Annotated in this window: 11 protein-coding genes; 7 read left to right on the plus strand and 4 right to left on the minus strand. The window is 59.8% G+C overall.

What is annotated here, in order from left to right; genetic code table 11:
• Positions 1 to 239 precede the first annotated feature (239 nt).
• Together VJV58_RS01080 and VJV58_RS01085 are read left to right on the plus strand one after the other, a co-directional pair.
• A complete protein-coding gene (locus VJV58_RS01080) occupies positions 240 to 650 on the plus strand; it encodes a GNAT family N-acetyltransferase (RefSeq protein ID WP_414641369.1) in 411 nt (136 codons plus the stop codon).
• 280 nt (positions 651 to 930) lie between these two features.
• The gene (locus tag VJV58_RS01085; protein WP_324135458.1) at positions 931 to 2,199 is read left to right on the plus strand and encodes a CoA transferase; all 1,269 of its coding nucleotides are present in this window, start codon (positions 931 to 933) and stop codon (positions 2,197 to 2,199) included.
• Between the two features lie 152 nt (positions 2,200 to 2,351).
• On the opposite strand, the gene VJV58_RS01090 is transcribed toward VJV58_RS01085, so the two are convergent.
• On the minus strand, positions 2,352 to 3,425 hold the full coding sequence (locus VJV58_RS01090) for an amidohydrolase family protein (protein ID WP_324135459.1): 1,074 nt from the start codon (positions 3,423 to 3,425) through the stop codon (positions 2,352 to 2,354).
• Between the two features lie 49 nt (positions 3,426 to 3,474).
• Positions 3,475 to 4,377, minus strand: coding sequence for an NAD(P)-dependent oxidoreductase (locus VJV58_RS01095; protein ID WP_324135460.1), 903 nt, complete (start codon positions 4,375 to 4,377; stop codon positions 3,475 to 3,477).
• Between the two features lie 205 nt (positions 4,378 to 4,582).
• Between VJV58_RS01095 and VJV58_RS01100 the strand changes: the two genes are divergently transcribed.
• Together VJV58_RS01100 and VJV58_RS01105 are read left to right on the plus strand one after the other, a co-directional pair.
• The gene (locus VJV58_RS01100; protein WP_324135461.1) at positions 4,583 to 5,812 is read left to right on the plus strand and encodes an acyl-CoA dehydrogenase family protein; all 1,230 of its coding nucleotides are present in this window, start codon (positions 4,583 to 4,585) and stop codon (positions 5,810 to 5,812) included.
• Positions 5,813 to 5,820: 8 nt separating this feature from the next.
• Positions 5,821 to 6,387 carry a flavin reductase family protein gene (locus VJV58_RS01105; RefSeq protein WP_324135462.1) on the plus strand — a complete coding sequence of 189 codons (567 nt, stop codon included), beginning with the start codon at positions 5,821 to 5,823 and terminating at the stop codon, positions 6,385 to 6,387.
• Positions 6,388 to 6,483: 96 nt separating this feature from the next.
• Here the strand turns inward: VJV58_RS01105 and VJV58_RS01110 are convergent, their stop codons facing one another.
• Positions 6,484 to 7,359 carry a polysaccharide deacetylase family protein gene (locus VJV58_RS01110; protein ID WP_324135463.1) on the minus strand — a complete coding sequence of 292 codons (876 nt, stop codon included), beginning with the start codon at positions 7,357 to 7,359 and terminating at the stop codon, positions 6,484 to 6,486.
• A 12-nt stretch (positions 7,360 to 7,371) separates the two neighbouring features.
• Complete coding sequence (locus tag VJV58_RS01115) at positions 7,372 to 8,493, minus strand: LLM class flavin-dependent oxidoreductase (protein ID WP_324135468.1); 1,122 nt, start codon at positions 8,491 to 8,493, stop codon at positions 7,372 to 7,374.
• 188 nt (positions 8,494 to 8,681) lie between these two features.
• On the opposite strand from VJV58_RS01115, the gene VJV58_RS01120 reads away from it, so the two are divergent.
• From VJV58_RS01120 to VJV58_RS01130, 3 genes are all read left to right on the plus strand, one after another.
• Positions 8,682 to 9,563, plus strand: coding sequence for a xanthine dehydrogenase family protein subunit M (locus tag VJV58_RS01120; RefSeq protein ID WP_324135465.1), 882 nt, complete (start codon positions 8,682 to 8,684; stop codon positions 9,561 to 9,563).
• Positions 9,560 to 10,045, plus strand: coding sequence for a (2Fe-2S)-binding protein (locus VJV58_RS01125; protein ID WP_324135467.1), 486 nt, complete (start codon positions 9,560 to 9,562; stop codon positions 10,043 to 10,045). Before VJV58_RS01120 ends, VJV58_RS01125 begins: the two co-directional genes overlap by 4 nt.
• Positions 10,042 to 10,692: xanthine dehydrogenase family protein molybdopterin-binding subunit (locus tag VJV58_RS01130; RefSeq protein WP_414641370.1), on the plus strand; the 651-nt coding region annotated here is incomplete at its 3' end. The genes VJV58_RS01125 and VJV58_RS01130, both read left to right, overlap by 4 nt.

Below are 10,692 nucleotides of genomic sequence, written 5' to 3' on the forward strand. Positions count from 1 at the left end.
GGTATGGCTCGGCGCCAAGGCCATGCTCGGTAAATGACGCGCATCTTCGCGTTGATGGCAGCGCTGCTGTTGTGGTCAGCCCCTGCGCAAGCCTATCCGTGCTGGGTTATCAAGAGGGCTGTCGCCAACCATGGCGAGGCAGCCGTGGACTCTTGGGCGCGAGCAAACGGGATCACCGAAACGGAAATCGAGAGAGGCCGACGATGCCTGAGGTGAGTCCGAGGTACAGGATTCGCGAGGTGAGCGGAAATGAGGAGGAAGTCACCGACACGTTGACGGAGCTTCATCGGCGGACATTCTTCGACGGCGCAAATGTTCCGGACTTCGATCAGGGGCATTGGTGGCTCGCGTTCCGCGACGCGGTTCCGATTGCGTTTGCCGGCCTCGTCAAGTCCACTCACGCCGCAAATGCGGGATATTTCTGCCGGGTTGGCGTGCTCAGAAAGCACCGGGGCCACGACCTGCAATTGCGGCTGATGCGCGCGTTGGAATCGCGGGCACGGCAGATTGGATGGCGCTGCATCGTGTCCGACACCACTGATAATGTTGCCTCGGCCAACAATTTCATCCGGTCCGGCTATCGCTTGTATCGGCCGCAGGATCCGTGGGCGTGGCCGAATTCGCTGTACTGGCATAAGTCAATCACTTGAAACGAGGCGGGGGCGCGACGCGCGCATACCCCTACGCTTTTCCTAGTGGCCCCATTCCAACATTCGCATCCCGTTTCAGCGGGCACCCTTGCGAATGTTAGGATCAAGGGCCACTAGCAAATATACGTTTTTAGTGAGTTTTGGATTTGACATTCGCTTCGTGAGCCCGCGGCCAGGTGGGTAGCGAATGTCAAATCCACTCCACTAGTGTTGCCCTTCCCGGAATAGACCTTAAAGTCGTGCCGCGCGATCTCAGGCGCGAGAGGGAAATGGAAGGATCATGACCGAGAGGCCGCAATTACCAGGTCGCGCGCCACGCACGAAGGGCGCGCCGGTTGCGCTGGATGGTCTGCTGGTGGTGGACTTCACCCGGGTCGTGGCCGGGCCTGCTTGCACGCAAACGCTCGCCGATTTCGGCGCCGAGGTGATCAAGATCGAGAACCCGGATGGTGGCGACGACACGCGGAGCTATGAACACGCCGATCTCGCCGGAGAAAGCGCGGCCTATGTCAGCCTGAACCGAAATAAGCGCGACATCGTCCTTGATCTCACCAAGCCTGAAGCGCGAGAGGTCGCGCGGGAATTGATCGCGCGGGCGGATGTGGTGGTGGAGAACTTCTCGTCCGGAGTGATGAAGAAATATGGTCTCGACTACCCGTCGGTCGAACCATCCAATCCGCGGCTGGTTTATTGCTCGATTTCGGCTTACGGCCGGCAGGGACCGTTTGCGTCGCGTCCGGGCTTCGATCCGATCACCCAGGCCGAAAGCGGATTCATGTCGCTCAACGGCTTTCCTGATGGGCCTCCGGTGCGGACCGGTCCGCCGGCGGTGGATATGATGACGGGAATGTCGGCCTGCAGTGCCATCCTGATGGCGCTGCTTGCCCGCGATCGGATCGGCAGAGGCCAGCATGTAGAAGTAGCGCTGTTCGATATCGCGCTGGCTATGACGCAGTTTTACGGCATGGCCTATTTGATGACCGGTGTGAATCCGAGCCGGCAGGGTAATTCGCCTAACGGCTCTCCTTCGGTCGGCGTCTATAATGGCTCAGATGCGCCGTTTTACATCGCCTGCGCCAATGACCGGCTATATCGACGCCTTGTCATCGAGGTGCTCGGCCGACCTGATCTCGCAAGCGGTGAGTACGGCGACCGGCGCTCACGAACCGCAAACCGGGATAAATTGCGCGCGATCCTCACCGGGATTTTTCTGCAGGACGTGCGCGAAAACTGGGTAACGAAGATGAAGGCGGCCAATATCCCTGTCGGTTATCTTCGTACAGTCGAGGAGGCCTTCAATTCACCGGAAGCGCGCGAGCGCCACCGCCTCAACCAGATTCCGCATCCTTTGGCTGGTTCGGTGCCCAATATTGAATCGCCGCTTCACCTCGGCCTGACGCCGGCCGTGGATCCGGTTGCGGCTCCGTTGCTTGGGCAGCACACCAGGGAAGTGTTGCGGAAGACACTCGGTTATGACGATGCGCGGATCGCGGCCCTTGCCGATGCGGGTGCTTTCGGAATGGTTGCGACCAGCGTCGAGGCCGGCTGAGCTTAAAAGTCGTTTGGATTGCTTCATCGCTTCGGCTCCTCCAACGACGCCGCGGATGATGCTGATACAAGCCCGGTGGCCTCTGGCCGCCGGGCTTTTTTTCGTTTGGAGCGCGCTCCTTCAGAATCCTTCTGGTCGCGCGGTACGCGTGCCTAAACATCCAGCCCGAGCACTCGAGCTGCGTTGCCACCTGCGATCTGCGCCAATGTTGCCTCATCCATTCCATGCACGCCGGCGACATGTCCAATCGGATTATATTCCGCCATGTCGAATGGATAGTCGGTACCCATCACAATTCGATCCGGGCCGAAAACGTCGATCAGGTAGGCGAGCTGGTGATACGAGAACACCACGGTATCGAGATAGACCTGACGCAGGTATGTGGTCGGCGGCAGTGGCAGGTCGGCATGGCAATCCTGCCGCGCGCCCCAGGCGTGATCGATACGTCCGGAGTAGCCCGGAAGATAGCCGCCGCCGTGCACCGCCATCAGCTTCAAATCCGGGAAGCGCGCCAAGGTCCCGGAAAAAATCAAATGATGAAGCGCGAGCGTTGTATCAAGCGGGTTTCCGAGCACGTTATTGAGATAGAAATGCGTCAGGCGTTCGCCGTGGGTGAATCCATTCGGGTGCATCATGATGAAAGCGCCGAGCGCTTCGGCCTTTGCAAGGAACGGTCGAAACTTTGGATCCGATAGTTCCTGGCCATCGACGTTGGTCAGGATCTCGACGCCCTTCAATTTCAGGTCGTTCATGATGTAGTCGAGCTCGCGGACCGCGGTCTCCGGCTCCTGCAACGTCACCACCCCGAGTCCGACAAAACGATCGGGCTTGCGCGAGCAATATTCCACCACGCCCTCATTGGCGAGGCGATGCGCAGCCTCGGCAATTTTCGGATCAATCGAATAGTAGCACTGGCCCGGCGCGGGCGCGACAACCTGAATGTCGATGCCCATCTTGTCCAGATCGAACAAGCGGCGGTCAATCGCGGTCATTACCTCACTGATATCCTTTTCCTGCTGCGCATTGACTTCCCTGGTTGCAGGGTCGGCAAAATGTGCCAGCGGGATCCGGCTGATATCGAGGTGTGGCTTGGCGAGCTTGGCGGCTTGCGGAATCACGATGTGAGCATGAATGTCAATCGTGGCGGACGCCGGCCGGCGCGCGAGCCCGTCGGCGTCGTGAATGCGTGCAGCAGTGCGGCCGTAGCGGTTCTTGCGATCGATCATTGATATACTCGCTGGCTGGAGTTGTTGTGGAGGTAGCGCGCGCGACCGCTTAGTCGCGATCACTTTCGATCGACTTAGGGTCCGTGATGAGGGTTCTTTTCAGCACCTCGAACACAGCCGCCGTATCCTGGTCGCCCAATCCCATCTTCATAGCTTCGGCATAAACGGGCTGCGTGAGCGTAAACAGTGGCGTCGTGCAGCCGACTTCGTCCGCGAATTCGGCGATGATAGCCATGTCCTTTTTCCAGGTCGAAATTTTCATGGTCGGCGGTTCGTAAAGGCCTTCAACCATCATCGGAGCGCGCATCTGGAACATCCGTGAACCGCCGGCGCCCGGGCCGACCAACTCCACCACCATTTTTGCGTCGAGCCCGGCACGTTGCGCCAGCACCATCGCTTCGGCCGTGGCCACGTTGTGTATGGCGACGAGATGGTTCGCGATAAATTTCATCCGGCTGCCGTTGCCGTATTTTCCGAGATCAGCGCTTTTCTTCGCGAAGTCGGCAAACAAGTTCCTGCATTTGGCAATGGCCCCGCTGTCTCCGCTGGCGTAGACGATGAGATCGCGAAGCTTGGCTTGCGCACCCGTTCCGCTCAGCGGACAATCCAGTGCAATATGCCCGGCGTTCTCCAGGATGGATTTGAACCGAAGCTTGTCGGAGATACTGAGCGTGGAAAGTTCAACGACAATGCGCGGAGACACATCGGAATCCGCGATGCGCTGGGCGACCTGGTCAACCGCCGCCGGACCAGGCAGGCTCGTCATGATGATCGGCGAATGGCTCGCGACCTGAGCTATGCCAGCCGCTATTTCAACATTGGTCCCCGCAAGCTCGCTCCGGCGTACGGCATCGACATCAAATCCGATCACGTGCCATCCGCGCTCGACAAGGTTGCGGGCAATGGCGCCTCCCATGATGCCAAGCCCGATAATTCCAACGGTCTTGTCCATGCGAGCCCTCTCGGCAACTGTTGAAATCGATTGACGGGCAACGCCCGCCGCGCCTTAACTGGCGATCACCATAAACGATCAGCAACTTGCTCGACCGGTCAAGCGGCTTTCGTGGCGATCGTACAAAATGAAAGGCATTGTCGTGCTCCCCTGCAATCTTGATCGGCCAAATCTCGTAAATCAGGCGGGTTAGCAAGGAACGCCGATGCCAGGTGCTGGCCCAAAACCAGGCGCAAGCGTGCCCTCCGGGGGTGACGGGAACGGTGCGTATGCGCGCATGATCGCCCGTGCCGAGGCGCTGATCCCGCGCTTGCGCGAGCGTGCGTCGAGGACCGAGGAATTGCGGCGTTTGCCGCCGGAAACCGAGCGCGAGCTGCACGAATCAGGTTTGTTCAGGATTCTCCAGCCCAAGCGCGTCGGAGGGTCCGAACTCGATTACGTCGCGCTCGTCGATGGCGCCGACGCGATCGGGCAGGCGGACGCATCGGTGGCCTGGAATTGGGCCAATCTCGCCAGCCATCACTGGATGCTCGCAATGTTCGACAAGCGCGCCCAGGACATGGTCTGGAGCAAGGACGCTGACGCCCTGATCGCATCCTCCTTCATTTTTCCGGCCGGCCGCGCCCGGAAAGTGGATGGCGGATATGTGCTGCGGGGCAGGTGGCCGTTCTCGTCCGGGGTCGATTCCTCCGAATGGAATATGCTTGCCAGTGTCGTTTCCACCGAGGATGAGGCCGATGGAATCGAGTATCGCATCTTTGTGGTGAACAAGCGCGACTACAAAATTCTCGACACGTGGGATGCGACAGGATTGCGCGGAACGGGATCCAATGACGTCGAGGTCAACGATGCCTTCGTCGAGGAGCCGATGACGCTGGCGGTCAGCGACCTGGATGGCGGGCCGACGCCTGGCAGCGCTATCAATCCGAACGCGCTTTATCAACTGCCGGTATTCTCGTTATTCCCCTATGTGCTTTCAGGCGTCGCGCTCGGAAACGCGCAAGCCTGTCTCGACGATTATGTCGACATCGCCCGGCATCGCGCCTCGACCTACAACCGCGCCAAGATCGGCGACCTCCAAAGCACGCAAATCAAGATTGCGGAAGCCTCCGCCAAAATCGACGCGGCGCGCGTGATCATGCGTTCGACCTGCATCGAGGCGATGGCAGAAGCGAGGCGCGGCCACATTCCCGATATGGCCGCCAAAACCAAATGTCGTCGGGATGGCGCGTTCGCCGTCAACCTGTGCACCGAAGCAGTATCGCTGCTGTTTTCGGCAAGCGGCGCGCGCGGCTTGTTCACGTCAGGAGTTCTGCAACGGCAATTTCGCGATGCCCACGCGATCAATTCGCACATCGCGTTTAATTTCGATGCGGCTGGCACCAATTACGGCCGGGTTGCGCTTGGCCTGCCTTCCGAAAACCTGACGCTCTGAGATCACGGATGACCAACGCTCCCAAGCATCCGACCGATCAGGATCCGGCAAACGAACTGGCCAGCGATCAATCAGCTATCGATCCGCGGGATTTCCGCAACGCGCTGGGTACCTACGCCACCGGCGTGACCATCATCACCGCCGTCGGGGCGGATGGCAAACCATACGGATTAACCTGCAATTCGTTTGCCTCTGTGTCCTTGAATCCTCCGCTGGTGCTCTGGAGCCTCGGAATGTTTTCTCAGGGCCTGAGCGTGTTCCAGAACGCGAGTCATTTTGCCGTGAACGTTCTCGGCGCCTCGCAACAAGGGCTGGCATCAAAATTCGCAAAATCGTCGGAAGAAAAGTTCGCCGATGTAAAATGGACGCCGGGCCTTGGTGGCGCCCCGTTGCTTGCCGACAGCGTGGCTAATTTCCAATGCCGTGCCGCCAATCGGTACTATGGCGGAGATCATGTTATCTTCCTGGGTGCGGTCGAGGCGTATTCGTATAACCGCAGGGAGCCGCTGTTGTTTGCGCATGGCGGTTACGGCCGCTTTGTGGGACCTGATGATGCTTCAGTGTCGAAGCCATGAGGGGGAGCCGATGCAAGCGTGCTTGCGTCAAATCAAGTTCGTTGCACCGACAGCGCCACTAAGGGTCGAAGCATCTGTCCCGGCTAACGGCCCGGATCAGATTTTCGACATCTCGCCGCGATACCAATCGCCGATCTCGCTGGCCGTCATGAGCGCGACACCGTCGTGGCCCATGACATAGTCGAGCAACGCTTCGAGATATTTGATTCGATGCGGCACGCCAGTAATGTAGGGGTGAATCGAAATCGCCATGATCCGCGCGTTGGTTGCGCCCTCGAGGTACAAGCGGTCGAACTGATCCGTGCAGCGCTTGAGAAACTGCTCGGAAGGCAGATGCTGCAAGGCGTGAATGACGATATCGTTGGTTTCTACCGAATACGGAATCGTCGTGATGGTGCCGTAAGGCGTCGCGATGTCCTGCGGAAGATCGTCGATCACCCAGTCGGCCACGTATTCGATTCCGTTGAGGCGCAACAGATCGAGTGTTTCTCCGGTTTCCGTCAGGCCGGGGCTCTCCCAGGAGCGTGGGTGCTTGCCGCTGAATTTCGCGATGGTATCGACGGCTCGTTTGATGTCCTCGGCCTGATTGTCGAGCTTGTGCATCGGGCCCTGAACAAAGCCATGGCCCATGAACTCGAACCCGGCTTCGCGCGCGGCGGATGCAACGCGCGGGTAAGAGGTGCAGACATTGGCATTCAGCGCGAGCGTCACGGGAATGTTGCGTTCGGTCAGGGCTTTGAATTGGCGCCAGAACCCCGCGCGCATGCCGTATTCGTGCCATGACCAATTCGGCACATCCGGCAGCAACGGCTGTCCCATCGGCGGACTGAGGACGGTCCTCGGCATTGCGTTCTCGATCCGCCACTCCTCGACATTGAGGATAACCCAGACGGCGAGCTTTTTGCCGCCGGGCAATCTAAGCCGAGGGCGGTCGATTTGCGCCTGATATGGAATGCGATCGCTGAGAGCCACTGGCGAGTTTTCCTAACTGGCTGCCGACGAGCGCGCCGCGTTGGCCGCGGTTGAGACGCAAGCGTTGATACGCGGCATGACCTTTTCGGCCATCAGGATCATGGATTGACGGCCCAGTTCACGGTCTTTCCAGTCCTTGCCGGCATACAGCAGCGTGCCAAACGTTCCGACCTCGTCCTGAAACGCCAGCATCTGATCCGCGACACTCTCCGGCGTTCCATAGATGATGAGCTTGTCGCAGATCGTTTCCAGCGTGACTTCATCATCCGGCTGGTCGCGACGAGTCTTGAAGAGTTCGATGCGACCGCTCCGTTTGAGTTTGGTGAACAGCGAATGATAATAGTACACATAGGGTCCATCTGGATCAGTTGCATAGGCCTTGGCTGTTGCCGCGTCCTTTGCGACAAACACGCTCTTCGCAACGCGCCAGTTGGAAGGGTCGACGGTTCGGCCGGCGCGCTCGCAGCCTTCAACATATTTTGGCCAGTGGCTTTTGACCCAAGCCGGCATCAGGAAGTTGGCCGAGATCGGGTCCCAGCCGCGCGCGGCAGCCTCGGTCACGCCTTTCGAGAATGGCGCGACCGCCGTGACCACGATCGGCGGGTGAGGCTGCTGCAGGGGCTTTGCAATCGGGCCTTGGCCGATGTCCATCATCAGGGTCTTGTCGACAGAGATATTCCAGTATTTTCCTTCGATATGATACGGCGGATCGCCGGCCCAGATCGCCAATACTTGATTGATCGATTCAAGAAACATCGCATTGCGATCGGCTTCGAGGTTGCCGAACAATTCCGCGTCCGATAGTAGGCCGCCGGGGCTGATGCCGAAAATCAAACGCCCATCAAGTATGTGATCGAGCATCGCCACGCCGGCCGCCACGATGGCGGGATGGGTGTTCGGCATGTTGATGGTGCCAGTGCCGAGCCTGATTTGTTTCGTCGCCGCCGCGATCCATGCAATAAAGGCGATGGACGAAGTGATATTTTCGGCCTGGTCGGTGATGTGCTCACCGACGTAGGCCTCGGTGAATCCGAGCTCATCGGCCAGAAGGAAGGCTTCTCGATCCTCGCGCAGCGAGAGTTTCCAGTCTTTGCCGAGTGGGTGAACCGGCATGGTGAAGAACCCGAGATTCATCGACTGCTCCCGCTCAGGCCGATCGACGAACGCGAAGCGCGCATCGGCCTGCATCATTTGCCGAGAGTATGCCACGCTCGAAACGCGGATGCTGCCAAATAATCACATCGATAATCAAACTTGACCTTTGAAGGGTGTCGCCGTCTAATCCTGCAAAAATAGGCGAAGCAGCCGGGGAGGCTACGTTCATGAAAGCCTCGGCTTTCAGCTACGCACGGGCGACCAGTATCTCGAATGCATTGGAGCTGCTCGTTGCATACGGCGACAGGGCAAAGGTGCTATCGGGCGGCCAGAGTTTGATGCCCGCGATGAATTTGCGCTTGATCTCTCCGGAATTCATCGTGGATATCGGCGAACTCACCGAATTGCGCGGTATCGGTGTAGCCAAAAATATCCTCAAAATCGGCGCGCTGACGCGCCATGTCGATCTTCAGAAATCTGCGGAAGTTGCCACCCACGCGCCGCTGCTTGCCGAAGCCGTCGCTGAGATCGCTCACCCCGCAATCCGCAACAGGGGAACGATCGGCGGCAGCTTGGCGCACGCCGATCCCGCATCCGAACTGCCGGCCTGCATGCTGGCCCTGAATGCGACCATTATCGTCAGCGGTCCGAAAGGCGAGCGGCGCGTAGCGGCAGGGGATTTCTTCAAGGGCATTTACGAGACCGTGCTATCGCCTGAAGAATTGCTGATCGAGATCGAGCTGCCGATCGCGCGTAAAAACTCAGCATATTTCTTTCAGGAATTCGCGCGCCGCCGAGGCGATTACGCGATTACGGGTTTGGCGGCCCAGGCGGTCGTGGACGGCGGCAGGTTCACAGACCTGCGGATGGCGTTTTTTGCCATCGCCGACCGGCCGGTATTGGCGAAAGCGGCGACAGCGCTGGTCGGCGTGAGCATCACGCCCGCGGTGCTGGCCGCAGCATTGGCTGCGCTTGATGATGAGCTTCACCCACATGAAGAGCAGCAGGCCTCGGCTTCCATGCGCCGCCATCTGGCAAGGCTGTTGATGGCGCGCGGCGTGGCCGCGCTTCTGGGCCGTCCTGATCTCGATTTCGGGGGCCATGCGTGACCGCTCCGATTCCGATCTCGCTCGAGGTCAATGGCGAGCGCGTCGATGCCCAAGTCCTGCCCCGGATCAATCTGGCGGACTTCCTACGTGAGCAACTTAAGCTGACCGGGACTCACGTGGGTTGCGAGCACGGAGTTTGCGGGGCCTGCACCGTGCGCGTGAATGATGACATCGTTCGTTCCTGCCTGATGCTGGCGGTTCAGGTGCACGGCGCATCGGTTCAGACCATCGAGGGATTGTCCGACAGTGGTGAGGTAGCCGATTTGCAGGCGGCGTTCCGCGATCGCAATGCGCTGCAGTGCGGCTACTGCACGCCGGGAATGCTGATGGCCGCGCAGGATTTGTTGAGGCGGGAGCCGGCGCCGGACCGCGAGCGGATTCGCGAGCATCTCTCCGGCAATTACTGTCGTTGCACCGGGTACCACGCCATCATCGACGCGGTGGAGACCACCGCGCGGACCCGCACCGGACGCCGGGCATGACAGTTACGACAGCCAATCCCGAAATACTGTCTGAACTCGATCGGCCGAACTCCTACATCGGCAAGTCGGTGCCGCGTCCCAATCTCGATCGGCTGATGCAGGGGCGTGGGCTCTATGTCAGCGATATGGAATTGCCGCGCATGGCCCACGTGGCATTCATCCGCTCTCCGCACGCGCATGCGCGTATTGTCGGCATCGATACAGCTGCGGCAGTGGCTTTGCCCGGTGTCATCGCGGTCGTGAGCGGCAAGGACCTCGCCTCCGTGATCACGCCGTGGGTGGGGGTGCTCTCGCATCTGAAAGGACTCAAGTCAGCACCACAGCACGCGATTGCGATCGAGCGGGCCTGCTGGCAGGGGGAAGCCGTCGCCGCCGTCGTCGCAAGCAGCCGTGCGGTCGCCGAGGATGCGATCGAATCCGTCAGCGTCGAATACGAGGAGCTGGCGGCGGTCACAGATATGCGCACCGCCCTCGACGCGCAGACCCCCGTCATTCATCCCGTCCTCGGCGACAATCTGGCCTTCGAGCGCCACCTCGACGTTGGGACGGTTGACGCCGCGTTCGCCGACGCCGATGAGGTGGTGGAAGCGGATTTCATCTTTGGCCGCCACACCGGAGTGACGCTGGAGCCCCGTTCGGTGGTCGCC

It is taken from the genome of Bradyrhizobium sp., from assembly GCF_035273305.1.
Lineage (GTDB): Bacteria > Pseudomonadota > Alphaproteobacteria > Rhizobiales > Xanthobacteraceae > Bradyrhizobium.

Excerpts from the sequence above, each read along its gene's own strand:
- VJV58_RS01085 (WP_324135458.1), top strand. The coding sequence starts at position 931 with ATGACCGAGAGGCCGCAATTACCAGGTCGCGCGCCACGCACGAAGGGC.
- VJV58_RS01090 (WP_324135459.1), bottom strand. The coding sequence starts at position 3,425 with ATGATCGATCGCAAGAACCGCTACGGCCGCACTGCTGCACGCATTCAC.
- VJV58_RS01095 (WP_324135460.1), bottom strand. The coding sequence starts at position 4,377 with ATGGACAAGACCGTTGGAATTATCGGGCTTGGCATCATGGGAGGCGCC.
- VJV58_RS01100 (WP_324135461.1), top strand. The coding sequence starts at position 4,583 with ATGCCAGGTGCTGGCCCAAAACCAGGCGCAAGCGTGCCCTCCGGGGGT.
- VJV58_RS01105 (WP_324135462.1), top strand. The coding sequence starts at position 5,821 with ATGACCAACGCTCCCAAGCATCCGACCGATCAGGATCCGGCAAACGAA.
- VJV58_RS01115 (WP_324135468.1), bottom strand. The coding sequence starts at position 8,493 with ATGAATCTCGGGTTCTTCACCATGCCGGTTCACCCACTCGGCAAAGAC.
- VJV58_RS01120 (WP_324135465.1), top strand. The coding sequence starts at position 8,682 with ATGAAAGCCTCGGCTTTCAGCTACGCACGGGCGACCAGTATCTCGAAT.